Source organism: Streptomyces sp. NPDC047042, assembly GCF_040644035.1.
GTDB lineage: Bacteria > Actinomycetota > Actinomycetes > Streptomycetales > Streptomycetaceae > Streptomyces.
In genome coordinates this window covers 112,376-135,777 of sequence record NZ_JBEYVP010000029.1, presented here as the reverse complement: position 1 = coordinate 135,777, position 23,402 = coordinate 112,376, and the positions used below count along the sequence as shown (strand labels likewise).

Annotated in this window: 18 protein-coding genes and 1 tRNA gene; 8 read left to right on the top strand and 11 right to left on the bottom strand. The window is 68.3% G+C overall.

From position 1 onward, the window contains the following. Window positions 1–122: 122 nt before the first annotated feature. Window positions 123–536, bottom strand: a complete 414-nt coding sequence (locus tag ABZ855_RS31240; RefSeq protein ID WP_360812581.1) for an ATP-binding protein — start codon at window positions 534–536, stop codon at window positions 123–125. Between the two features lie 357 nt (window positions 537–893). Here ABZ855_RS31240 and ABZ855_RS31235 point away from each other — a divergent pair, with 357 nt between their 5' ends. From ABZ855_RS31235 to ABZ855_RS31225, 3 genes are all read left to right on the top strand, one after another. Continuing rightward, the gene (locus ABZ855_RS31235; protein WP_360812533.1) at window positions 894–1,757 is read left to right on the top strand and encodes a helix-turn-helix transcriptional regulator; all 864 of its coding nucleotides are present in this window, start codon (window positions 894–896) and stop codon (window positions 1,755–1,757) included. A gap of 3 nt (window positions 1,758–1,760) precedes the next feature. Further along, window positions 1,761–1,991, top strand: a complete 231-nt coding sequence (locus tag ABZ855_RS31230; protein WP_360812531.1) for a DUF397 domain-containing protein — start codon at window positions 1,761–1,763, stop codon at window positions 1,989–1,991. Window positions 1,992–2,094: 103 nt separating this feature from the next. Then, complete coding sequence (locus ABZ855_RS31225) at window positions 2,095–2,928, top strand: SAM-dependent methyltransferase (protein ID WP_360812529.1); 834 nt, start codon at window positions 2,095–2,097, stop codon at window positions 2,926–2,928. A gap of 424 nt (window positions 2,929–3,352) precedes the next feature. Here ABZ855_RS31225 and ABZ855_RS31220 read toward each other — a convergent pair whose 3' ends face one another. From ABZ855_RS31220 to ABZ855_RS31180, 9 genes are all read right to left on the bottom strand, one after another. Continuing rightward, window positions 3,353–4,108 carry a phytanoyl-CoA dioxygenase family protein gene (locus tag ABZ855_RS31220; protein WP_360812579.1) on the bottom strand — a complete coding sequence of 252 codons (756 nt, stop codon included), beginning with the start codon at window positions 4,106–4,108 and terminating at the stop codon, window positions 3,353–3,355. Between the two features lie 142 nt (window positions 4,109–4,250). Further along, on the bottom strand, window positions 4,251–5,516 hold the full coding sequence (locus ABZ855_RS31215; RefSeq protein ID WP_360812527.1) for a TIGR02679 family protein: 1,266 nt from the start codon (window positions 5,514–5,516) through the stop codon (window positions 4,251–4,253). Next, complete coding sequence (locus tag ABZ855_RS31210) at window positions 5,513–9,820, bottom strand: TIGR02680 family protein (RefSeq protein WP_360812525.1); 4,308 nt, start codon at window positions 9,818–9,820, stop codon at window positions 5,513–5,515. Before ABZ855_RS31210 ends, ABZ855_RS31215 begins: the two co-directional genes overlap by 4 nt. Beyond that, window positions 9,820–11,256: a DUF2398 family protein gene (locus ABZ855_RS31205; protein WP_360812523.1), complete on the bottom strand. Its 1,437-nt coding sequence runs from the start codon at window positions 11,254–11,256 to the stop codon at window positions 9,820–9,822. Before ABZ855_RS31205 ends, ABZ855_RS31210 begins: the two co-directional genes overlap by 1 nt. Continuing rightward, window positions 11,256–12,788 (bottom strand): TIGR02677 family protein, encoded by a 1,533-nt coding sequence (locus ABZ855_RS31200; protein ID WP_360812521.1) that lies wholly within the window; start codon window positions 12,786–12,788, stop codon window positions 11,256–11,258. The genes ABZ855_RS31205 and ABZ855_RS31200 overlap by 1 nt, the downstream gene beginning before the upstream one ends. A gap of 332 nt (window positions 12,789–13,120) precedes the next feature. Continuing rightward, window positions 13,121–13,843, bottom strand: a complete 723-nt coding sequence (locus ABZ855_RS31195) for a 2'-5' RNA ligase family protein (protein WP_360812519.1) — start codon at window positions 13,841–13,843, stop codon at window positions 13,121–13,123. A 34-nt stretch (window positions 13,844–13,877) separates the two neighbouring features. Beyond that, on the bottom strand, window positions 13,878–14,168 hold the full coding sequence (locus ABZ855_RS31190; protein WP_360812517.1) for a hypothetical protein: 291 nt from the start codon (window positions 14,166–14,168) through the stop codon (window positions 13,878–13,880). A gap of 152 nt (window positions 14,169–14,320) precedes the next feature. Continuing rightward, window positions 14,321–15,139 (bottom strand): hypothetical protein, encoded by an 819-nt coding sequence (locus tag ABZ855_RS31185; RefSeq protein WP_360812515.1) that lies wholly within the window; start codon window positions 15,137–15,139, stop codon window positions 14,321–14,323. A 181-nt stretch (window positions 15,140–15,320) separates the two neighbouring features. Next, on the bottom strand, window positions 15,321–15,791 hold the full coding sequence (locus tag ABZ855_RS31180; RefSeq protein ID WP_360812513.1) for a GNAT family N-acetyltransferase: 471 nt from the start codon (window positions 15,789–15,791) through the stop codon (window positions 15,321–15,323). A gap of 244 nt (window positions 15,792–16,035) precedes the next feature. Here ABZ855_RS31180 and ABZ855_RS31175 point away from each other — a divergent pair, with 244 nt between their 5' ends. The 3 genes from ABZ855_RS31175 (at window position 16,036) to ABZ855_RS31165 (ending at window position 18,757) form a co-directional block, all read left to right on the top strand. Further along, window positions 16,036–16,359 (top strand): hypothetical protein, encoded by a 324-nt coding sequence (locus tag ABZ855_RS31175; RefSeq protein WP_360812512.1) that lies wholly within the window; start codon window positions 16,036–16,038, stop codon window positions 16,357–16,359. 809 nt (window positions 16,360–17,168) lie between these two features. Then, window positions 17,169–17,366 (top strand): helix-turn-helix domain-containing protein, encoded by a 198-nt coding sequence (locus tag ABZ855_RS31170; protein ID WP_319112242.1) that lies wholly within the window; start codon window positions 17,169–17,171, stop codon window positions 17,364–17,366. Then, entirely contained in the window at window positions 17,366–18,757 is a 1,392-nt protein-coding gene (locus tag ABZ855_RS31165; protein WP_360812511.1) for a site-specific integrase, read from the top strand. Before ABZ855_RS31170 ends, ABZ855_RS31165 begins: the two co-directional genes overlap by 1 nt. 246 nt (window positions 18,758–19,003) lie before the next feature. On the opposite strand, the gene ABZ855_RS31160 is transcribed toward ABZ855_RS31165, so the two are convergent. Continuing rightward, a tRNA-Arg gene (locus ABZ855_RS31160) sits at window positions 19,004–19,079 on the bottom strand. Window positions 19,080–19,401: 322 nt separating this feature from the next. Here ABZ855_RS31160 and ABZ855_RS31155 point away from each other — a divergent pair. Together ABZ855_RS31155 and ABZ855_RS31150 are read left to right on the top strand one after the other, a co-directional pair. Then, window positions 19,402–21,021 (top strand): dynamin family protein, encoded by a 1,620-nt coding sequence (locus ABZ855_RS31155; protein WP_360812509.1) that lies wholly within the window; start codon window positions 19,402–19,404, stop codon window positions 21,019–21,021. Window positions 21,022–21,026: 5 nt separating this feature from the next. Further along, on the top strand, window positions 21,027–23,117 hold the full coding sequence (locus tag ABZ855_RS31150; RefSeq protein WP_360812507.1) for a YfjP family GTPase: 2,091 nt from the start codon (window positions 21,027–21,029) through the stop codon (window positions 23,115–23,117). Window positions 23,118–23,402 lie beyond the last annotated feature (285 nt).

Here is a 23,402-nt window from a genome sequence, read left to right as displayed (position 1 = left end):
CGCCGCGGCCATTGCGATCAGGGCCCTTCATGCGACTCTCCGCTGTCATTACCTCCCGCCCCTCGCTCACATCCGGCACGTCATGCGGTCCACGCCATCCCGGTCCGCCGCCTCCTGCGTACTCATTCGGCGGTCACAAGAGCCCACACCACGCAGCCGGGACCGCCGTCTCGCTCCCGGACCCCCCAGTCCTGTGAGAGCACTGACACAAGGTGCAGACCGCGGCCGTGCACGTCGTCGGCGGCAGCCTGGAGCAGCGCGACCAGGGTGCCAACCTCGCCCTGGTCCTCCACCTCGATACGGACCCCGCCCGCCTCCAGCCCGACGGAGCACTTCACCAGAGGGCCCCGGGCATGCCGCACCGCGTTGGTCACCAGTTCGCTGACCAGCAAGACCACGGTCTCGCACGTGTCCTCACAGCAACTCTGATCTCTGAGGTGGGCGCGGACACGGCGCCGGGCCTCACCGACGGAGGCTCCGTGCGCCGGAAGTCCAAAGGACAAGTCCGGGGTGGAGGGAGCCCGTTGGAACGTCATGTCAGTGAGTGCCACGGCTGATTCCTAACGATGGGGGGCGAGTTCCGCACGTGGCCGTGTCAGGGGCCGAACCGCAACGGCGTGAATGCAGTCCCGGGCCAGGGCCGTACGGCAGCGGGACAGGTCTGCACCGCAGGTGGGACATCCGATGCGGGCTTCGCGCGCAGACCTGGTGCCCAGGTCTGCGTGCCTGTCGGCTGCCACGCTTGAGTGAACGCGGTCACCACGCCACTATGCTCGCCGACATGGTCACGAAGCAAGGTGCTCCGTGATAATTTCACGGAGACATGGCCAGGGGAGTCGGTATCACCCGGAGTGGCACACTCCTCCTATGGATGCTGTGCGAGGAGGCGGGACGTGACCCCAGCTCAGTCTGCGACTGGCGCCTCGACCGTCCGCCTGATGGTCCTGGGCAGGCGGCTGCGCGACCTACGGACGAGCGCCGGGATGTCGTTCGACGCCGCCGCACTCGTGCTCGATGTCACCCCCCTGACGATCCGCCGGATGGAACTCGCCAAGGTCAAGTGGAAGCTCCCGTACATCCAGACCCTGCTGGGGGCATACGGAGTCCCCGCAGACGAGGCCAAGACCTTCCTCGCCCTGGCGAAGGAGGCCAATCAGCCGGGATGGTGGCACCGCTACCGGGACGCGCTGCCCGCCTGGTTCAGCGCCATGGTGAGCCTGGAGGAAGAGGCGAGCCTCATCCGGGCATACGAGCCGCACTACATCCCCGGGCTGCTCCAGACCGAGGACTACGCGCGGACCGTCCTGCGTGCCGGCCTCCGCGGTGCGGACGAGGAACTGGAGCGCAGAGTCGCCGTCCGCATGGAGCGTCAGAAACTGCTCAGCGGGTCCCAACCGCCCGAACTGTGGGTGGTGATGGACGAGACGGTGCTGCGCCGCCCCATGGTTGCGCCCGATGTGATGCGGATGCAGATCGACCGCCTTATCGAAGTGATCGATCTGCCGCACATCAAACTCCAGATCATGCCGTTCGGGCTGTGCGTGCACGAGGGCATGTACGGACCATTCCATGTCTTCCGGTTCCCGCACGAGGAGATATCGGACATCGTCTACGCGGAGAATCTCGTTGGCGCGGTGTATCTCGACGAGTACGACGATGTCACGACCTACCAGGAGGCCCTGGACCGGATGTGCGCGCAGGCCCTACCCGTACAACGCACCGCGGAATTTCTCGGTGATATTCGCAAGGAGCTCTAGCCCATGGATCGCATACACGACGCCGTTCGGGCGCTAGGGGCGGAAGGCTGGCACAAGCCATGGAGCGGAAGCAACGGCGGTAGCTGCGTCGAGGTCAGGAAACTGCCCGACGGCCGTTTCGCAGTCCGCCAATCCACCGACCCGGAAGGGCCGGCGCTGATCTTCACGCAGATCGAGCTCGATGTTTTCGCCCAGGGCTGGGAGGCAGGGCAGGCCAGTCTGCTGTCCCCCTGACGGCACTCGGGTCCAGGCGCAAGAACCGGGGCGAAGCATGCCAGAACGGCTTACATCCACGATGCACAGCGTTCCAATGCGCATAATCAGGAGGAGTACGTGAATGCCCGATGACATGACTTGGACACATCGACCTCTGGCGTACAAACCTCCTGAGATCGATACCAGCATTGCGCATTCAGCGCGGGTCTACGACTACATACTCGGAGGAAAGGACAACTATCCCTCCGACCGTGAAGCAGCGGATCAGATGCTCGCTGGCTGGCCCAACCTGCGGATATCCATGCGTGAAAACCGCAAGTTCATGCACAGGGCCGTGCAATATCTGGCCGAGCAGGGTATCGACCAGTTTCTGGATATCGGCACTGGGATCCCCACCTCCCCGAACCTTCACGAGATTGCCCAGGGGGTCATACCCGGCGCCCGGGTCGTCTACGTCGACAATGATCCCATCGTCCTCGCGCACGCCGGAGCCCGGCTCACGGGCACCCCCGAGGGCCGCATCGCCTACATCCACGCCGACATGAACGACCCCGATGCGATCTTGCGCGCACCGGAGCTGACCGACACCCTCGACCTCGACCGGCCAGTCGCGCTGTCGATCATCGCCGTACTGCAGTTCGTCCTCGACGACCAGAAGGCATACGACCTCGTCAAGCACTACCTGCAGCTGCTACCGCCCGGGAGCTTCCTGGCGATGTCCACGGTCACCACGGATTCCAGCCCGAAACCGATCGGCACCGTGGTGGCCGAATACACCAAACGTGGCATGCCCGCCCGAAACCGCACCAAGGTCGAAGTCCAGCCCTTCTTCGACGGCCTGCAGCTGGTCGAGCCGGGAGTGACGCTCGTGCACAAATGGCGGCCGGCCGGCACTGAGAAGGACGTCAAGGACTCAGACGTCGCCATGTACGGGGGCGTGGCGCTGAAGCCGTGACCATCGCTTCCCGACTCATGAGGCTTTTCGACACACGGGACGCCGGCGTCCGGTCCAGAATCAGGTGTGCGCGGACCGTACGGTCTCCATAGTGGCGATCTGCATCCGGTTGATGTGGAACGCGTCGTCCTACGGGACCGTCACCCCGGATCCCGTGCGGCCCTCCCGGGTGGCAGGGCGCAGACGAGCTGCCGCACCAACCTCGGGCTGGGCCAGTCCTCGTCATGGCGTTGACGAGGTCGAGGTCGCCAGCCGAGGCTCTCCAGGGATGGCCCGCCCCGTACGAGGCTGGGGGACGGGACCCACCTGCACGGGCGGGTTGATAGGTGAGTCGGGTGGAAGGTCTACAGCTTCGACAGGGCCCAGGCCAACCGGACCTGGTTGACGGACATCACACGCCGGCCTGGACGCCCTGCACCGCTCCCTATGAGCGGAATTCGGCGAGTGGGTTGGTGACCACCTGCTGCCAGCGCTCCCGGTGGCTGGCCGCGTGGAGCCGGTAGTACACCGTCTCGCGCCGCCGCCCGTCGGCCGTACCGTCGTGGTCGCCGATGTTGTGGGCGAGCAGGTAGTGCGCGAACAGTACGCTGCCGGCGGGGCCGACCGCCTGCAGCGGCTCGCCGAGCTCGATCTTCGGGTACGGGCCCGGATTCATCTCCTCGATCTGTGCCAGGGCATCCGCACCGCGTTCGGCGAGGTATTGCCCGAATCGCAGATGTGTGCCCGGCCAGATCCACAGGTTCCCCTGGTGTGGCCGGTCATGGTCGGTGAGCCACACGCCGGCCAGCAGCGAGAAGGAGCCGGGGCGCCCGTCCGGTTCGCACGGCGTCAGGCCGTCGACGTGCGGGCCGCCCGGCCGGTGCGGCCAGGGCGGGATCGTGGTCGCCACCTGCGCGAAATTCGGGTCTTCGACAGTGAGATCCGAACGCAGCAGCTGGGCGGCGAGCTCCCCGATGCCGGTCTCGCGGTAGAAGTCGAGCAGCGGATGACCCTCCGCAGCGAAGCGTGGCCACAGGAAATACGGTCCGACGTGATCGTCGGCGAAGGGATGCTGCTCCAGCAGCGCAGTGACGATCTTGCGCCCTTCGGTGATCTGCTCGCCGGTGAGCACGCCGGGAATCACCACGAACCCCTGTCGGCGGAACGCGGTCCGTGTCTCGCTGGTGATTGTCGTTGCCATACCGTCAGTGCAGCAGGCAGCGCCTTTCGCCAGCAACCAAATTGTTTGCCACCCTCGGCACTCCGCGGGGGCACCTATGCCCTGTGCGAGCGGCTCTGACGGGCGGTGCTGACTTGCTCTGTCTCGGAATCGCGCAGGCGGATCAGTTTCCAGGCCCGGATGCCGTCAGGCTGTTGAGGAGGGCGTCGGCGACGGCCTCTTCGTAGAGAGCCTGGTTGGCGTGTTTCATGGCGTGTGCGAGTTCTGGGTCCCATGGCGTGAACTGCGGCTTACCGCCGAGCCGGATGTGGTCGTCGTCCTGGGCGATGCCGGTGCTGTAGTCGGCTGCGGTCATCATCCACGGGCGGGCGTTGTGACGAGCGATGAGGTGGTTGGTCATGTCGATGCCGGGCCAGTCGAAGTCGCCGTGGTACAGCAGGGTTCCGCCGCCGGAGGTGATGGCGCGAGCGAGGCGGTGGAAGGCGGTGGAGGGGCGGCCTTCTGCGCAGATCAGCGGCGGGCTGTCGGGGCCGAGTTCTTGTGCGGCGCGGCGCAGGACGGCTGGGTTCTCGCAGGCGTAAACGGTCGGCAGGTTGACCGTGATGGGCAGGGTGACCAGTTGGTGGAGGGTGATGTGGAAGGGGGTTCCGTAGGTGGCGGCACCGGTGAGCCACTCGCCCAGACCCTGTCCGTGGGCGGGGAGGTTGAGGACGAGGACGCGACTGGCGAGGTCGTCGACGATGACGTCGAAGGCGTCCCAGAGTTCCCGGCGTTCTTCGGCGGTGGACGGTAGGGGGACGCTGTGGGCGTGGGTCAGGGCACGTAGGACGAGGTTGGGCAGAGGGCCGCGGCCGTGGTTGAGGGCTTTTGTGTCGCCGGTGGCGGTCTCCGCGAGGGCGGGCAGCATGAGCGGCGGGGTGTCGGCGGGGCGGGCGTCGAGGTGTTCCAGGACCCGGATGGCGCGGGCGAGTGCTGGTGTGTCGCCTTTGTTGATCAGGGTGGTCACTGTTCCGTCGGTTGCGAGGTCACTCAACCAGGCCCGGTACCAGGGGTGTCTGGCGTGGAGTGGGCTGGCCTCGGCTTGGGCGAGGAGCTGTGTGCGGGTGTGCTGGAGGGCAGATTTCTCGGCGGGGCGGTTGCGCAGCGGTCCGCCGACTTGGGTGAGAAGGTCTGCGAGCGGGGACCCGGTGGCGGTGCGGATGGCGGCGTCGAGGTCGGCGAGCCGGACAGTGATCTTTGCGGTGCCGGGTGGGCGGTAGGTGCCGGTGAGACCGATGAGGGCTTCGCGTTCGGTGTCGTCCGGTGTGCTGACGCTGATGGTGCCGTCGAGGCGTCCGCCGGTGCGTTCCAGTGAGCGGCGTGCGGCTGCCAGCAGGCGTGCGTATTCGGGCTGCAGGTAGCGCTCACTGGCTGTCACAGGGGTGGTCATGCCTCGTCCGCTTCGTCGTCCGGCTGATCATCTGGGGTGTCGTGGTCGTCCAGGCCGGCGAGCAGGCCGTCAGCGGCGCGGGCATGCCGGCTGGGCGTGAAGCCGAGGAGGGAGGCAGCCAGTTCATCGGATCCGGGATAGCCGAGGTCGTCGAGGATCTGCTGTCCGTCCCAGAGCATGAGCATGGCGGAGACGGTGTGGCTGGCCTTGTCGTAGTTCATGTCGTAGTGCGCGATACGGGGAACGGTGGGATAGGTGACCCACAGGTCGTGGCCGGTCATGAACAGGTCGAGATCGAATTTGACGGTCAGGGCGAGCAGATCGGGGCGGTACTGCTCGTCGATGCCGGCGAAGGCTTCGTCGAGGGCGATCAGTCGGGGGCAGGTGGGGCGGGCGGAGCCGTACTGGGCGTGGGCGGCGGCGAACAGCGGGAGGTGGATGGAGGCGGATTTCTCGCCGCCGGACATCTCGCTGTGCTTGGAGCGGGTGAGTTTTTCCTCCTTCTCGCCGGGCCGGGACAGCAGCAGTTCGAAGGTGCGCCAGGAGCGGTAGTCCAGGACGTCGGCGATGATCTGCTGGTAGGTCTTGCGGCGGTCGCGTGCTTTGCCGGCGCGGATCTGGGCGCGTAGGAGGGAGCGCAGTTCGGCCAGCCCGGCGGGGCCCAGGGCGGCTGCGTCCTTCTTCAGCAGCTGGTTGACGGCGCGCTGTTCGTCGGTGAGCGCGTCGGACTGCACCCAGCGGATGCCGACGGTGGTGCCGGAGGACATGGGTTTGGCGCGGGTGTCGGCGTCCATGGCCTTGACCAGGTTGCGTGCGTCGATGGTGCGGGAGTGGATCTGCTGGGCCAGTCCGGTCAGCAGGGCGTCTTCCATGACGGTGCGTTCGCGGTCTTCCAGCAGGATGTGCTGGTCGGCGACCTGCTCGGCCAGGCGGCGGCCGAACTCGGCGACGGGGGCGGGGCCTTCGGCGTCGGAGACGCGGGCGAGGATGATGTCGCCGTCCGGTTCCCACTCAAGGTGGTAGCCCTGATCGGATTCCGCGAGCGCGTTTTCGAGGTCGGTCAGGGCGGTCGAGATCTTCGTGGTGGTGGTCTTGAGAACGTTCTCGGTGGCCCGTCGGCCGTGGGTGGCGGCATCGACGGCGTCCAGGAGCGTGACTGTGGTGGACGGCAGGGCGCTGCGGGCGGCGTCATCCGGGGACAGTTGCGGGGGATGCGCGGTGAGCTGGGTGATCACCTGGGCGGCGGCCTGTTCGGCGGTGGGCCACGCGCTGACGGGTGTCCAGGGGGTGTCGGTGGGGGCTTCCAGCAGGCGAAGCAGGTCGGGGCGGGTGTATGGCTTGAGGCCGGCGGTGGTACGCAGTTGTTCGTCCAGGGCTGTGGTGAGGGCTTCGCTGATGTGCTCCAGGGCGTTCTCGGCGGTGGTGAGGCGGGTCTGCTGCGCCTGTGCCTCCGCGTCGGCTTGGTCGTAGGCCGTAGTGGCTTCCTCCAGCGCGCTCTGGGCTTCCTCGAGCTGCCTTTGAAGATCGCGCAAGGGAGCGTCCAGCAGTGCTTCCTCGGTGCGCAGCCGTTCCACCAGGGCCTCGTGGTCGGCCTTGCGGGTGGTCAGCGCCTCGGTCTGTTCGGCATAGTCCTGGCTTTGCTCGGTGATGCTCGCACGGCGGTCGTCAAGATCTTTCTCAGTGCCGCGTATGGAGGATCGCGTGGTGTGGAGGTCATTGCCGGCGGTGACGAAATCGTTGACCGCGCGTTCGACGTCGGCGAGTGCTTCGCGCTGGGCGGGTAGGCGGGCCGCGGTGGCGGCGCGGCGCAACTGGCGCTCTTTGTCGTGGGTGTTGGCGATGGCCAGATCGAGGGCCCGGTGTGCGGCATCCCGCCGTTTCCGAGCGCCGGCGAGCTGGACGGCGGCGACCTCGACGTCACGGACGGCTTTGGCGATCGACGCCGTGGGCGGCAGTTGCTGGCGAGCGGTGTCGAAGTCCGCCACGGTCTCGGCGGCGGCCTGCTGCGCGGTGACCAGGTCGGCGAGGTCGTCTTCCAGCTCGTTGATCGTCTGGTCCAAGGCGTGCAGGCGTTCGCGGCGCCGGGCGGCGCGAGCGGTGGCGCCGATGTACTCGGGCCGGGCCTTTGGGTGGGCGCCGAGCTGGATCCCCAGGGTGAACTGCGCTCGGGTGCTCACTGCGGGAGTGTCGCCCATGTCGGGGGAGAGGTCGTCGGTGAGAAGCACCGAGGCCAGGACCGCGGCGACGGCTTCGGCCGGGACGCGGGACTGTTCCTCAGGGACGAGGACGTCGGCCAGGGTCTGGCCGGTGGGGCGCTGGGCAGTCGGCAGTGGCAGCAGGTAGCCGTCGGACTCGGTGTCGGTGAACGCCTGCACGGTGGCGTCGGCGTGGGGGTGAAGCCAGGCTGTGAGGAGCCCCGCCCCATACAAGGCACCTTCCACCGCCGCGGCCTGCTCGTGTGGCACGTGGTCGGCGAAGCGGATGAGTTGCCACAGTGGGGCGCCGGCACGATCGCTACGGTCTGCCGGGCGCAGGTCGCTGGCGGGAGGAGCGTCATCTCGTTCGGCGGCCACTTGCGCGCGCTCGGCGCGGACCGCCGCGAGCTGCCCCTGCGTCTCGGTATGGCGGCGCTTGAGGGATTCCTGCTGGGAAAGAGCGCTGGTCCGGCGCTCGTCGGTGAGTGAACGGAAGACCTCGGGCAGCGCGGGCGCATCCGGCTCGCCGACGGCTTCCAGCGCGTCGACGAGAGTCGGCGCGTCCATGGGGATGAGGACGGCGGTCGGGTCCGTGCCCGTCCAGCGGCCGATCGTCTTCCGCAGCTCGGCGTCGGCATCGGACCGGGCGGCGGCGAGAATGTCGGCGGACTGAGTGCAGGCGGCGTCGTAGTCCGTGACCTCCTTGTCGGCGGAGTCGAACCGGTCTTGTTCGCGCCGCTGGTCCTGGGCAGCGCGTTCGGCCGTGTCCAGGTAGCCGCGCACCTCACCGATGTCATGGCGGCGCACCGTGGCCCGGCTCTCGACCTGGGTCAGAAGATCAACGGTGAGGTCCAGCGGGTCGTCGTCGGTGACCAGACTGGCGGCCTGCCCTGCCGACAACAGAGTCTGCGTGTGCCGGTCGGCTGCTCCACGCAGCTGATCGAGTCCCTTCTCGACCCCGTCTGCCTCAGATGCCAGGCGGGCCACGCGCTGCCGCATCTTCTCCAGGCGGCCTTCCGTGCTGGCGATGTCCTTGCCCTCGCCACGGACGCGGTCACGGAGCTCTTGCAGCCCGCGCTTCTGCTGCAGCGCGTCGTGGTTGCGCAGCCCTTCCACGTGGGCGCCGAGCTTCTTACGCTTCGCCGCAGCCTCGTCCCGGTCTGACTTCGCGGCCTGGAGGGCCGCGTCCGCCGCACGTCGGTCCTGGGCCGCTGTGGCGATCTTGTCGCAGTGACCGGTCGTGGCTTCGCGGCGCGCGTTGATCTGCTCGACGCGGTCCCGCGCGTGCGCCCGCAGGTAGGCCGTGTAGTCCCGCAGGAAGTCCTGGACGGCACCATCGGCCTTGGTCAGGGAGTCCAGGACGGCTTGGATTTCGGCGAGGTTCTCGAAATCCCGTGCGGCTTGTGCGATCAAGGCATCGTCGACGGGCCGCAGCCCGGCCGTCAGGGTGTCGGAGAGCTTGTCCGGGTCGAGGTCCTTGGCCAGCAACGGGCGGCGCAGCTGGAGCAGCAGGTTGATCAGCTGGGCATAGCGCTGACGGCCCAGACCGAACAGGCGGTCATCGAGGGCCTCCCGGTACTCGGTAGCGGTCTTCTTGACCGTGTCCGGGCCGAGGAGCTTCTCCAGTTCCTTCTTGCGCAGCGGCCGGGAATCGGCGGTAAGCAGGCCGAAGTCCACGCCGATCCGGCCCTCGGCGACAAAGAAGAAGCGGCCCGGGCGCTCCTTGCTCTTCTGAGCCAGCAAGCCGAGGCCGACGGTCACCGCCTCCAGCAGTTCGCCGTCAGCGGTGGTGCGGGTGAACTCCATCCACACGTACCCGTATGCCGATTCCTGGCCCCGGTAGAGCAGGTTGGACTTCATCGTGCGTTCCTCGCCGCTGAACGGATCCAGCCGGCGCGGGTCGATGCTGCCGTCGAGGACCAGAGGGAAGAGCACCTCCAGCGCCTTGGTCTTGCCCGACCCGTTGTGGCCGCGCAGGACGAGACGGCCGTCGGCGAAGACGAACTCCTCGTCCCGGTAGTCCCACAGGCCGATGATCCCGGCGCGCGTGGGCTTGAAGCGGATGGTCGGAGCGTCGCCAGACGGGCTGGGCTCGGCGAGCATCGTCATCAGAAGGTGTCCTCCGCAGCGGAGAAGTCGAATGCGAACTGCCCGTCGGTCTTCGGATGGGGCAGGACGGCGGTGATGTTGCGGTAGCGGCCAGCGGCCGGGCGGACCAGCACGCCGCCGGGCACCGGGTGCACCAATCGCAGATCGGCGAGGAGGACGAGTGCCTCGGTCAGCAGGCCACGCGGGTCGGCCTGCCACTTGTTGGTGAACGAGGCCGGACCGAACTCCTCATAGAGCTCGTTGATCATCTCGGCCAGGCGGGCGTCTTCGACCAGGGGCAGCTCCACGACCCGGAGCGGCTCGGCCACCGCGTCATCGGCTTCGGCTCTTTCCGGCGAAGCGCTGCTGTCGGCTGTGGGTGCGTCCAGCGCGAGAGCGTCCAGAGTTCCGGCGTGAGGCAGCGCCAGGTCGATACGGGCGAGCAGGTCGGCGTGCTCTTCCGTGGGATCCGGCGGTCGCATGCGCTTCAGCTCGCGGGACCGGTCGGGGTCTTCCTGCAGGTCGGCGATCTTGGCCAGGAGCAGCCCGGCCGTACGGTTGACCGCGCCGCCACGGCCCGGGAAGCGCCTGTCGGTGAAGTGACCGGTGGTGTCGACGAGCATGATGCCCTCGGCCCGGCGCTCGATCTGCAATCCCGTCAGCCGCACCAAATCCTCCGCCAGTGTGGGCTGCCGCAGTGCGGCGGCGGTCTCCGGGTCGGCGTCGGCGAAGTACACCACCGGATGCTCGATGACGGCGCGGCGCGCCCGCTGCGCGCCGTGCCGGCGGCGGGCATCGCGGCCGACACCGCTGGCTGGGATCTCCAACAATCCGGCGGCGCTCGTCAGGTGCTGCAGGGGCTTGCCGGGACGGAACAGTGCGCTGCACAGCTCATGGTCGATGTCGAACAGGGCGTCCCCGCGATCCGGATCTCGAGCCCAGGCTTGGGTCGAACCGTCCGAGACGCGTAGCACCCCGTACTGCACCAGCCAGTCGATGACGTCCACGATGGCGTCCTTGTGCCCAGGGGCGGTCGGGTCGAAGCCGAGGTGATCGATGGCGTTGGCGTGCGGACTGAAGTCCTTCACCAGGTCGGCGAGGGCGATCTCGACCCGGGAACCGTGCAGGCACGCCAGCACCAGACACAGGTACGCCAACCGTCGCCGGTCGAACGGCCTCCGGCCGCTGTTAGCCGCGACGATCGCCTGGCTGCCATCGAACACATCCAGACGCCGAATCAGCCTCGCGTGCCGGGCGGTGGTGTGCAGGGTGTAGCCGAACAGCGAGCGGAAGTCCTCAGCCAGCTCGTCCGCCCAGCGCAGCACCACCGCCAGCGCCCCGGGGCGAGGGTGGCCCTCGCTGATCACGCTGTGCAGCAACACCAGCCGGGCGGCCTCCTGGTACGAGCCCAGCTGCGCCGGCTCCACCGCCGCAGCGACCCGGTGGACGGTGGCCATCAGCCCGCCTCCGCCGCGCCGTGCCGGATTGGTCCGGCAGGGGCGAGCTCCAGCGTGAAGCCGGGCAACACCAGCGTGCCGTGCACAGTGCGCAGCCGACTGCCGGTCTGGCTGGAGATGAGCCGCAGCGTCATCACATCGCTCGTCCCGGTGGCCGACCGCAGCTGCCCCGCGACCACGGTCCGGGCCTCCAGTGCCCGGGTGAGCAGCTTCAGCACCGCCCGGGTCTCGGCCTCGTCCAGCACCCGCTCATGGGGACCGTGCTCCAGCAGCTGCTCGGCCGCCGCCCGCTCAGCTGCCCGGACTGCCCGCTGTTTCTCCCGCAGTCGGGCGCGCGCTCCGCGCTCCGTACGGATCGGCTGCGGCCCCCCAGGGGAGGGCCGCTTGCCATGCCGGAACAAGCTGATGCTCACCTCGACGCCAGGAGCGTCCCACCACGTGGAACGGGACGAGATCTGCTCACCGTCGTCATGGGCCCCGCCCAGATGCCGGGCCGACCGCAGGTCGAACGCCGCAGCGATCAGCGCGTTCGCCGCCTGCTCGTCCGGCGCCCCCGCGACCCAGGCCGCCAGATGCCGCAACTGCGTCGTGCGGCTCACCCCGCTCCGCCGCGACTCGGTGACCTGCCGCAGCAACGCGATCACACCCGAGATCGCCGTACGCGTCGCCCCCTGCAACTGTTCTGCCTTCGCATCCGCCACTTCACTGGCCAGGAACCACTGGCGAAGCCCAACCCAGCGCCGCCGCCAGTCCTCCCGGCGGGCCTCCGGCCGCATCATCGGCCGCTCGTCTGCCTCCGCTGCCCGGTCCAGCAGCGTCTCGATCCCGCTGTCCTCCACCGCGCGTACCGCGTCAGCCAGGCGCGGCGCGTACCGCTCCAGCTCAGCAGAGAAATCGCTCATGTGTGCCAGTAGGGCGTGCTTGTGCCGCAGGAACGTCTCCGGAGAGATGTCCGTGGTCCGCGCCACGTCATTCAACGTCAGATAGAACCGTGCGGCCCGACGGGCCATGTCATCCAGCACGCTGTCCAGCCGGGAGAGCTTGCGGTAGATCTCTTCCCGGTCCGCACTGAGGTTCGCGGCGGCCAGGGCCTTGAGATCGGCCAGGATGTCGGCGAACACCAGCCGGGACAGGTTGGCGTCCTCCACGCGAGCGCCGAGCACATCCTCCACCGCCATATAGGCCCGGTAGCCGATCTCCGTGAACTGGTACACCGACTGCCGGTTCCGGTACGCAGCCAGACTTCCCGCCCGAGCGGCATCCTCCACCCGGCACAGGACCCGGCCGCCGTCCCGTTCGCGGTCCCGGTCCCCGGCCAGGACGTCCAGCATCGCCCGCAGATTGAGATCGGCAACGGCTGGAACGTCGGCGTGGCCGGCAGCCAGGTCCTCCAACGTCGCCGCCACGTCGCTGGTGTGCACCTGCACCTGGTGAACCGCCCGCAATGCGTTCATCGCCCGCAGCACCCACAGATACGATGCCGCGTCGTCACGCTGGGTGAAGTTGAACAGCCTCAGCCGGTCAGCGACCACCAGACCATCAAGATCAAACGACCCCAGCGAATCGGAACCGTCAAACTGCGGCACCTACGTCCCTCCCTGCAGCCTGGACACCCGGGCGACCATCAGTTTCAACTCTGACACGTCCCTACGACAACCTGCGGACTGATACAGGACGTCAACGAAGCAACACAATCCGCTACAGAGGACTTTCCGAGGTGTGGCACCGAAACCCGGTCTGAGGCGGCGGCCGAGATCGCCCTCAAGGCCCGGAGCATGCGGGTGGCGTGGCACAGCTGAGCCGACGGATTGGGCACCGGAACGTCCCGGTCCCCAATCCCCCCGTACCAGCTGCGCCGCTGGAGTCAGAGGGCGGGCGACCGGCCCGGCAGGGCCAGGCTGTGCAGGACATGCCATCGGTACGTACGCACTTCCCGGTGCAGTTCGACCAGGTGGACCCGCTTGATCGGGAGCGTGACGGAGGGGCGGTTCCTCAGAAGGGCCACAGCGTCGATCACAGGTGAGGCGGTCCGGGCCCGGTTGTTGTAGAGAATTCCGAGATGAGGGCGGAAGTGACTGCTCGACTTTCCGCCTGGGACGCCGACGCGTTGCCCCGCGCGGTGAAGGGCGGCGTGCAGGTCCACCAGCGGTGTCCAGGGCGTAACGCTGAACCGGATCGCCCCCGTGGACCCCGCCATGGGCTCCGCGCGGATCTCGAACCCACCGCTAAGCGTGCCGTCTGCCAGCTGGGCGAGCGCGTCCACCGTGCCGGGCTCGACGTCCGCGCAGCTACCGATCTTGTTCATGGTGATGTGCAGACCGTCGTGGGGAACCTCGTCCATGTCCAGATCGGCCAGGGCCTGCTGGCACGAACGTGCCTGGGCGATCAGCTCCGGCTCCTCGGGGAAGGCCAGCATCCAGTAGTAGGCCCGGTGACCCGGGGGCCACCCAGGCCGGTCCCAGTGGTCGGTCATCCTCTCGACGGCACGGAAGGCGTCCCAGTCGTTCGAGATGATTTTCCGGGGATCGTCCAGATCGGGAGGCGGCGCCGCGGGGAAGGCCCTGCTGTTGTCGATCAGCGGGCTCATCACCAGAAGTCTCCTTGGTAGCTCGGGCCGTCGGTCACGGTGGCGGGTCGGGTTGCGCCTGGACGGCCGGCTGGTAGTTCAGTGCCGCCAGTTCACTGGCATAGTCGCGCACGACGGGCTCGGCTTGCCACTTTCCCGTGTGCTGGAGGAGTTCGGTAGCGCGCTGCCACACCGAATGGATGGGCGTGCTGCCGCTGGTGTGAAGGGCCCGGGTGCCCAGAGACGACGCCTGCTCCAGGTCGGGGCGACGCTGCCGCAGCAACGCGGTAGCGACGGCCAGGGACACAAGTGTCCGGGTCCACTGGGAAGGCGACTGCTCGACCAAGTCCTCAATCTGCCCGGCGTACTCAAGGACCTTCGCGACATCGCCGGTCGACAGATGGGCCGTGATGGCGTTGGCGAGCGTACGAGCGGGGCTGTACGCCTCGAAGGAGATGCAGGAGGTGACACCGCCGGGAAGGTGTTGCTGCTGGTCGCTCAGGTGAGTGCTCGCCCGATCGCTCGCACAGTTCCGCGGGCGTCCCCCTGCCTGGCGAGGGCGCGGGCGCGGCCGTTCACCCAGAGCCTGATCGCCTGCGGACTCTGCGGTGACAGCGCGATCCCCTGAGCAGCCGCTGCGTCGGAGGCGGCGTACTCGCCGACGTAGTAGAGGTTCAGGGCCCGAGTGTCCAGAACCCACATCTTCGCCCCCACGTCGCCGACCTGGTCGGCGAACGCTTCGGCCTCCACGCAGTACGCCTCAGCCACGTCGGCGTGGCCAGCGTTGACGGCCATGTACGCCAGCAGGCCGGACGACCGGGCTGCCAGACCGAAGAGCTCCTGTCGTTGTCCGGAGCTCTGCCGACCGAGAAGGAGGGTGCGCACCATCCTACGGAGCAGCCGCGCCTCACCCGCGAGCTGCTGTGGGCCCTGGTCCTCGTACCGCTGGACGATGCTCTCGATCGACTCAGCCGCCAGACTCAGCAGGGCGGGATCGGTGTTGCTGGTCGTCAGCTCCTGCGCCTGGAGGAGGATCTCACCGGGGCTTCCCCATCCGCCACTGGTGAGAACGGGAGGGGAAACACCAGTTGGCCGCCGGGCGGTGTTGCGGTCCGGGGGCGGTCCGAAGAGGACCGCGGTCGTCATGCCGAAAAGATGCTCCAGGACACGGGCGGAGTCCGGGCGCGGGCCTCTCTCGCTGAGCTCGCCCTTCATCCACCGGTCGAAGGTTCGGCGGGGAAGGTCGACGCCGGTCAGGCGCGGGTCGCTGTCCTTCTCCGCCAGCTCCGCGCGCGCCCTCTTCCACTGGATGCACAAGGCTTCGTAGGTTCAGCGGCGCTCCTGGACGAGTACACGGAAGTAGTTGGTGCGCACGGTCACCTGTGAATTCCCTCCTGGGCCTGTGGCCGGTGGAGCAAGCGCGCCCGGCTGCTACCTCTTGGTCGGTCCCCACGCCATGGCCAAGTGCCGACCCGGAGGCAATTTCCGGCTGAAGCATCTATGCCGGAGTGACGGTCTGACGGTAGAAGATCTTGGTGTCCTGCGGGGCCGCACCAAGTGCCTCGTAGAACTTCTGGGCATCGGGATTGTCGCGGTCGGTGGTCCACTCTATCCGGCTGCATCCGAGCTGGGCGGCGACCTCGTGAAGCTGTGTCATCAGGGCCTTTGCCACCCCGCTGCGGCGGTGGGCTTCCCGCACGAACAGTTCCTTGAGGTACAGCGAGCTCCTGTCACCTGCGGCAGGCCAGAGCAGCGAGAAGGAGGCCATACCGACCACGTCGACGCCGATCCGCGCCAGAAGGATGGAGGCGGCCGGATGATCTCCGAAGAGCATGTCCCGCAGTCGGCCGACGCGGTCGGGCAGCTCGCCTTCGACTGCGCCGCCGTAGTACTGCTCGATGTCCGCTACGAGTTCCGCGATGCACGGCACATCGGTTGACTCGGCACGAGTCACGGTGAGTTCGCTCACGGCGGCTTTCCTTGCCTTGCTGGAGTGGGGCGAGTACGTCGCGGAGTACCCGGACGGAACGGTGTCCGCTGGGGATAGTGGAGAGCAGTCCTTCGAGTTGGCAGGCCCTGGTCAAGATAATCCCGGAACGGTGCTGCGCCGGGAGCTTTCGAAGGATCTCCGCCGTACTGTCGGCGGCCCCGGCCGGCTCGCCGTCCAGGAATAGACACATGGCGGCGTCCAGCTCGATCAGGGACCGGTCGAGATGTTCATCTGCCGGATAGAGCTGGAGAGCTCGCTGCTGTGCTTCCCGGGCACGGTCCGTCTGGCCGAGGTGGGTGAGGGCGTTGACTTGGTGGAAGCGCAGTTGGGCCTCGTTGTAGCCGAACGCCGACTCTGCGGTGTCGTCTCCGTGCAGGTGCGCCAGCGTATCTTCCGCCCGGCCGAGGGCGGCCTCGGCTTCCCGGCGGTTTCCCATGACGGCGTGGGCCCGAGCTTCCAGCGGAGCGGCCACGGCTGCGCCGACGGTGGGCTGGACGCTGGAGACTTGGGCGCGGCGCGGGCCGCTCCGGTGAGATCACCGCAGTAGAACAGCGCGTGCGCGTCTTCGGCCAGGATCCAGGCTTGGACGTTGCTGTCGCCGACCTCCTCCGCCGCGATCCTGGCGACGCGCAGCCAGGCGTTGGACGCTTCGATGGCGTCCCAACGGACTTGGCCCCATTCGCTCACGGCAGACGAGAATGATCCTCGAAAGACTGGAACTCGGTCTGGGGCTATGTCAACGTACAACACCCCAGGGAGATAGGGCCTATGAGCGGCTCGACGGCGGCTTTGGCGAGGTGCTTGTTTTATTGCGACTGGCCCGTTCAACTCCGAAACTTCAGCCCTGGTTGCCGGGCGTAGGTTGCCGCCAACCTTCGGACCACGCGCGAGGCGCATGTTCGTCAGGCTGAGCCTGAGTCTCGATGGGCTGATGCCAAGCGCATGACTTCGAGCCGGTCCTGGGCAGGCGATGGCGCAACATAGCCGACGATCGCCGGTTAGCCAAACCGGCGATCGTGAAGACCATTGAGGGTGTTCGCGGCGGTTGCGCTTGGCGGTGGAGCCGTGGCGGACGCAGTTGACCGTGTCGCAAAGAAACGAGGAGGAAATGCGCGGCTCTCGGCTACTGCTGCCCTGACGCACAGCCCCTGCTCGCTGAAAGACAGCGATGCTCCGCCAAGATGGCGGGGAACCAGGGCTGCTGATTCTGCTCCGTCGCCCTGCGCGCCCTTTCGCTAGGAACCCCTACCGCATGTGCCGATCCGCGATACCCCCTGCCATTTTTCGCCCCAATTTGGCATCCCCCGTAGTCACCGCTACCGCCCTCGTTACACGCTGCGATAACAGGGGAGCGCTGTGGCAGTAGCAGTGCGACCTGGGGCAAAGCTGACCGTCGATGAGGTGTGCGACGAGCTGGGAATTGCTCGCAGCACTTTCTACGACTGGCGTCAGAAGGGGCGAGGGCCGCGTTGTATCCGGCTCCCCAACGGCTCTCTGCGAATACGGCGCAGCGATTTTGAAAACTGGCTCATTGATTGCGAGGACCCTTCCTGATGGACACCAGCTCGTTGGACGTTCGTTTCTACCCGATTGAGACGAATAAGCGAGCCAAGGGCAGCACCTACACCGTCCGCTGGAAGGTAGCGACCCAGAAGCACAGCAAGACCTACAAGAAGTACGCCGTCGCCGACGATGAACGCTCGAAGCTCATGGCCGCGCACCGGAAGCGTGAGCCGTTCGACATCGCGATCGGACGGCCGGTCTCGTGGTCGTCTAAGGCAGCCGAGGTGAAGTGGTTCGAATTCGCCATCGAGTACGTCGACTGGAAGTGGCCGCGCGCTTCTGGGAACACGCGCAAGAACATGGCCAAGGCGCTAACACCCACGACCATTGCTCTGCTGCGCACACCGCCGCCGACACACTTCGATCCGGTGCAGGTACGCAGGGCGCTGCGGGAGTACGCCTTCAACGTCAACCGCCGCAATGACCCCAACAAGCCTGTTCCAGCCGAGGTGCAGACGATCCTCGACTGGGTCAAGCGCAATTCTCTCCCGATGAGCGCCTGGGAGAAGACCGAGAACGTGGACAAGGTCGTCACCGCGCTAGGCACGCGTTTGGACGGGACTGCGGCAGCCGCCAGCTCGGTCACGCGCAATGATCGGATCATGAACTTGGTCATGGGCTACGCCATCAGGCACAGCTACCTGAAGCAGAACCCGCTTCCGAAGGGCAAGGAACGCACTGCCCCGAAGGTGGCGCAGGCCATCGACAAGCGATGCCTGCTGAACCGCGACTTGATCGCGCAGATGTTGGACTGGATAGGCCAGCGTCCACGACGCGGACGCCTCTACCGGGCATTTTTCGCCACCCTCTACTACTCGGGACTTCGCCCCGAGGAGGCAGTTGCCCTGCGTGTCGGGGACGCCACGTTGCCAGAGACTGGGTGGGGCGAGTTCCTCGTTCACGAAGCTCAGCCGGAAGTCGGAAGCCAGTGGACCGACACCGGTGAAGTCCATGAAGAACGAGACCTCAAGGGGCGTGGCGAGGGCGACACGCGCCTCGTCCCCATCCGCCCACTCCTTGTCAGGATCCTTCGCGAGATCATCAAGGAGTACCTCCTTGGGGAGGACGACCTCCTCTTCCCAGGAGAGAAGGGCGGCATGCTCGCGGGCTCAGTGTTCCGGCGCGTATGGGCAAAGGCACGCGAGGAAGTCCTCTCGGAGCGCGATTTCAAGACGCCGATGGGCAAGCGTGTGTACGACCTGCGCCACACCTGCCTGACGACGTGGCTCAACAAGGGCATCCCGCCCGCCCAGGTCGCCGAGTGGGCTGGTAACAGCGTGCCGGTACTCCTCGCCATCTACGCACGCTGTATCGCCGGCCAATTGAACGACTACCTCAAGCTCCTCGAGGAGGATGAAGACCTTCAGCCAGCGGCGGCGTGACGAGCGGCCTCGGCCCGCGAACAGCGGGTCCGAGGCCGCTTTCGCGTGTGTGAGCGGGGCCTGGGAGGAGGGCTCAGGCGCTCCGATTTTGTGGGACGTATGTGGGACAGACACCCGTAGAAGCCCGGATTTGGCCGTTGTCAGCCGGACTGAGCCCTCGACGGAGGACTCAGGTCCCTCTCGTGCGGACAGGGGCCCAAACGCGGCCTGACCTGCGAAAACATCGGCGAATTGGCGGTATAGCAATGGCGCCCCCGGCAGGACTCGAACCTGCGGCCAAGCGCTTAGAAGGCGCCTGCTCTATCCACTGAGCTACGGGGGCCGGGTGTGGTGGCCTCGGTCGTGGTGGGCCCGGGTGTGGGCCGGCCGTGACGTTGCCGCAGACAAGGATAGGGCTCCCGGGTCCTTGTCCTGGTTGCTTCGCCTCCGTGGCTCAATGTGGAGGTTCGGTGAAGCGGTCCTGATAATCGCAGGCAGGTACGAATCGTGCACCGCTTTTGCCGTCTGGCGCATCGGGTGTTGTGCACTCGTTATGCCTGGACTGCGCCTACGCCCCAGTCGTCCCTTCCGTCCCTTGTGTTCCGTCGGCGCGCAGGCATGCCTATATGCTTCAAAATTCCCCTAAAATTGGGCATTCTTCACATGTGGTGACCTTGGACGTACGGCCTCAGCTGCTCGACGCACTCTCCGCCCTGCGCGACCGTGTCGCCGCCGCACGCTTCCCGCTGCCCCTGGCCGGGGCTCCACGCGCGCGTGCCAACCGCGACGAACTGCTCGCGCAACTCGACGACTACCTGGTGCCCCGCCTCAGAGAACCCGAAGCACCCCTGCTCGCCGTGGTCGGCGGCTCCACCGGGGCCGGTAAGTCGACCCTCGTCAACTCCCTTGTAGGACGCCGGGTCAGCGAGGCCGGCGTCCTGCGCCCCACTACCCGGACACCGGTGCTGGTCTGCCATCCCGAGGACCACCACTGGTTCAGCGGAATGCGCGTACTGCCCGACCTCACGCGCGTGTGGGTGCCCCAACAGGAGCCGGGACAGGACTCCGGCGACGATCTGCTGCTCCCCGGCGAGGACGGGTCGCGCGTGCTGCGCATCGAGACCGCCGAGAGCCTGCCGCGCGGGCTCGCCCTCCTCGACGCCCCCGACGTGGACTCCCTCGTCGCCGACAACCGCGTCCTCGCGGCCGAACTGATCTGCGCCGCCGACATCTGGATCATGGTCACCACGGCCGCCCGCTACGCCGACGCCGTCCCCTGGCACCTCCTGCGCACCGCCAAGGAGTACCGGGCCACTCTCGTCACCGTCCTCGACCGGGTGCCCCACCAGGTGGTGTCCGAGGTGTCCCGGCAGTACGGCGCCCTCCTCACCAAGGCCGGCCTCGGCGACGTACCGCGCTTCACCGTGCCCGAACTGCCCGAATCCGCCTGGGGCGGTGGGCTGCTTCCGGCCACGGCGGTGGCCCCGCTGCGCGCCTGGCTCATCCAGCAGGCGCAGGACCCGGCCAGCCGCCAGCACGCCATGGCCCGTACGGCGTACGGCGTCCTCGACTCCCTCAAGTCCCGCATGCCCGAGCTGGCCGGCGCCGCCGCCGCGCAGTATTCGGCCGCACTACGGCTCACCGCCGCCGTCGACAGCGCCTACGACAGCGAGCACGCGCGCGTACGGGGGCGGCTGCAGGCCGGTGCCGTCCTCGCCGGGGACGCGTTGAAGCGCTGGCGGGCCTTCCCGCTCGACTGTTCAGCGGGTGAACTCCTCGACGCCCTTGTGGAGAGCCTCAGCGCCCTCCTGCTCTGCTCCGTGACCGCCGCCGACGAACGGGTCGACGACGCCTGGCGCCGCGAACCCGCAGCGGACGCCCCCGGACTGACAGCCCGCGACCCGTCCCAGGAGAGCGTTGAGCACCGTATCGGGATGGCCGTACGGCGGTGGCGGCGCGAGCTCGAGGAGTACGCCGAGGACGAACTGCGCGACCTCGACCGGAGTGCCGTCCCGGACGTCGAGGCGGTCGCCGCGCTCGTCGCCACCGCGCTGCTGGGCGGCCGGCGGGCCAGGTCGGCGGGCGAGGGGCTCGCCGAGCGCATCGGAGCCCACGGCGCCCTGCGACTACGCGACCGTGGCGGGCGACTGCTCACCGACCACCTGGACCGTGTCATGCACACCGAACGCGAGCGCCGCCTCGCCCCGCTCGACGCCCTCGACGTCCATCCGGAGCCCCAGGCCGAACTCATCGCCGCGCTGTCCGTACTGCAGAAGGAGAGGTGACCGCGGTGACCGCCGTCACTGACCACGACCACCCCGACGCCTCGGCCGAAAACGACCCACAGGAGGAGCAGAAGGAGCAGCGGGAGCAGCTGGAGCAGCAGGAGCAGAAGACAGACGAGAAGCAGGGCGAGGCGAAGGGTCCCGAGGGTGAAAAGCCCGCAGGCGAGGCTCCGAAATGGGCCCCTTCCCCAGATGCCGGTGCCGATGCCGATGCCGATGCCGACGGTGACGGAGGCCGCCACGCGCGCGTGACGGCCGATTCCGACACCGCCACCCCTCCCCCCACCCCCACCCCCTCCGCCGGTAAGTCCACCCCTGAGAAAGCCCCCAAAGAGACCCCTGACTCAACCCCCCCTCCAACCCCCCACCCCGAACCCGACCCCTCCGGTGCCTGGGACGACGGGCTGATCGCCCGCCGCGTCTCCGAGACGGACCCTCCTCCCGCGCGCGAGACGGTCATCGAGACCCGGATCTCCAGCAGCGCGCCCCCGCCGGTGATGCCCCTCGCGTACGACGGACCGCTGCGCTCCCGGCTCGACGCGCTGCGCGAGCTCGTGGGGCTGTCCCGTACCCGGCTCGACAGCAGAACGCTCGCCGAGGCCGGCCGGGTCCTCGACGAGGCGGCGGCCCGGCGCAGGCTCTCCGGGCAGCACACCGTCGTCGCCATCGCGGGCGCCACCGGCAGCGGCAAGTCCCAGCTGTTCAACGCCCTCGCCGGAGTCGCCATCTCGGAGACCGGCGTACGCCGGCCCACAACCGCCGCGCCCATCGCGTGCAGCTGGAGCGACGGCGCAGCCACCCTCATCGACCGCCTGGGCATCCCCGGACGGCTGCGCCGACGCCCGCTGCAGAGCCCGGAGGCGGAGGCGCAGCTGCGCGGACTGGTCCTGGTCGACCTGCCCGACCACGACTCGGCGGCCGTCCAGCACCGCGAACAGGTGGACCGCGTACTGGCGTTGGTCGACGCGGTCATCTGGGTCGTCGACCCGGAGAAGTACGCGGACGCCGTGCTCCACGAGCGCTATCTACGGCCCATGGCCGGGCACGCCGAGGTCATGTTCGTCGTCCTCAACCAGGTGGACCGCCTGCCCGGCGAGGCCGCCCACCAGGTCCTCGACGACCTGCGGCGACTGCTCGACGAGGACGGCATCGCCCTGGGGGAGTACGGCGAACCGGGCGCCACCGTACTGGCGCTGTCCGCGCTCACCGGAGACGGCGTCGGCGAACTGCGCGACGCGCTCGGCCAGTTCGTCGGCGAACGCGGGGCCGCGGCGCGCCGGATCTCGGCCGACCTCGACGCCGCCGCCTGGCAGTTGCGGCCCGTCTACGCCACCGGCCGGCGCGTCGGGCTGAGCGAACGGGCCCGCGACGAGTTCTCCGACCGGCTCGCCGACGCCGTGGGTGCCACCGCCGCCGGCCAGGCCGCCGAACGCGTCTGGCTGCGCAACGCGAACCGCGCCTGCGGCACCCCGTGGCTGCGGCTGCTGCGCTGGTGCCAGGTCTTGCGCGAAACCTCCACCGGCCGCTTCCCCGTACGCGAGCAACCGGACGAGGAGGCCACGGCGCGCCAGCGGGTCGAACAGGCGGTGCGTACGGTCGCGGAACGGGCGTCGGCCGGACTGCCCGCGCCATGGGCGCTGGCCGTGCGCGAGGCGGCCGTACGGGGGGCGCAGGGCCTGCCAGAGGCGCTCGACGAACTGGCGGCACGGGCCGGGGTGCCCTCGGGTCGGCCGCCCCGGCCGGGCTGGTGGCCGGTCGCCGTGCTCGCACAGGCGTCCATGACGCTCCTGCAGATCGTCGGTGGGCTGTGGCTGGTGGCCCAGATCGTCGGCGTCATGGCGCCGAACCTGGGTGTGCCGGTGCTGCTGATGTCGGTGGGCATCGTCGGCGGCCCGGGTGTGGAGTGGAGCTGCAAGCTGGCGGCTCGGGGGCCGGCCCGCCGCTACGGGCAGGAGGCGGAACGGCGGTTGCGGCAGGCGGCGGCCGGCTGCGGCCGGGCCCGGGTACTGGATCCGGTCGCGGCGGAACTGCTGCGGTATCGCGAGGTACGGGAGCAGTACGTGCGGGTCACGGGGGCTCGGGCGGTGGTGGGGTGAGCGCGGGGGAACGGTCGGGGTCGGCGGGTTCGTGCAGGTAAACCGGCAGGTCACAGGGGGTCGACCCCGCAGGGGTGAGGTGAGCGGGAGACGTGGGCCCCTCGGACGGGTGACGGAGTTTTCCACAACCGGCCGGTAGTCCACAGGGCTCAGCGGGCTCGGCCCGGCGGATGCATTCTGGCTTCGCGGCGATCACGACGGACGCGACGGAAGCGGCGGACGTGATCGACGCGAGGCGGTGACCGGAGAGGTTCGCGGTCGCCGTGCCGGAAACAGCCGTACGGG

Bases quoted from the DNA above. Each gene is read 5' to 3' on its own strand.
- ABZ855_RS31240 (WP_360812581.1), bottom strand. From the start codon at position 536: ATGACGTTCCAACGGGCTCCCTCCACCCCGGACTTGTCCTTTGGACTT.
- ABZ855_RS31230 (WP_360812531.1), top strand. From the start codon at position 1,761: ATGGATCGCATACACGACGCCGTTCGGGCGCTAGGGGCGGAAGGCTGG.
- ABZ855_RS31225 (WP_360812529.1), top strand. From the start codon at position 2,095: ATGCCCGATGACATGACTTGGACACATCGACCTCTGGCGTACAAACCT.
- ABZ855_RS31220 (WP_360812579.1), bottom strand. From the start codon at position 4,108: ATGGCAACGACAATCACCAGCGAGACACGGACCGCGTTCCGCCGACAG.
- ABZ855_RS31215 (WP_360812527.1), bottom strand. From the start codon at position 5,516: ATGACCACCCCTGTGACAGCCAGTGAGCGCTACCTGCAGCCCGAATAC.
- ABZ855_RS31210 (WP_360812525.1), bottom strand. From the start codon at position 9,820: ATGACGATGCTCGCCGAGCCCAGCCCGTCTGGCGACGCTCCGACCATC.
- ABZ855_RS31205 (WP_360812523.1), bottom strand. From the start codon at position 11,256: ATGGCCACCGTCCACCGGGTCGCTGCGGCGGTGGAGCCGGCGCAGCTG.
- ABZ855_RS31195 (WP_360812519.1), bottom strand. From the start codon at position 13,843: ATGAGCCCGCTGATCGACAACAGCAGGGCCTTCCCCGCGGCGCCGCCT.
- ABZ855_RS31175 (WP_360812512.1), top strand. From the start codon at position 16,036: ATGTTCATCTGCCGGATAGAGCTGGAGAGCTCGCTGCTGTGCTTCCCG.
- ABZ855_RS31165 (WP_360812511.1), top strand. From the start codon at position 17,366: ATGGACACCAGCTCGTTGGACGTTCGTTTCTACCCGATTGAGACGAAT.